The sequence below is a fragment of the Vibrio sp. 10N.222.52.B7 genome (assembly GCF_041474275.1).
In the GTDB taxonomy this organism is placed as follows: domain Bacteria; phylum Pseudomonadota; class Gammaproteobacteria; order Enterobacterales; family Vibrionaceae; genus Vibrio; species Vibrio crassostreae_C.
The window spans coordinates 1-280 of sequence record NZ_JBFRTU010000218.1 but is presented as its reverse complement, the minus strand read 5'-3'; the positions used below and the strand labels follow the sequence as shown (position 1 = coordinate 280).

1 pseudogene is annotated in these 280 nt (G+C 40.4%); it reads right to left on the bottom strand.

Going from position 1 to position 280, the window contains the following annotated elements:
- Positions 1-280, bottom strand: a pseudogene (locus AB4512_RS22500) (sensor domain-containing diguanylate cyclase); the annotation flags it as partial.

The following is a 280-nucleotide window of genomic DNA, read 5'->3' as shown; positions in this document are numbered from 1 at the left end:
ATAATGCTCAATAGGCTCACGACCAAAGCCATTAAACTAATGAACAGCAAACTATGATTTCTATTGAGCTCCTGCTCTAAAATACCGGCGGAAATGACCCAATTCAGATAGGGGTAAAACTTATAAAAGACGTTTTTGTTGGTCGTACCATTGTCACTGGAAATTGAATAGCTAAAGTGACCTTCTGGCTGGGTTGCGATTCGATCAATTAGCAGTTCGGACGAGTAGCCTATCAAGGCTTTCAATGACTTGTGTTCATAATCAGGATGAAGCACTAAGT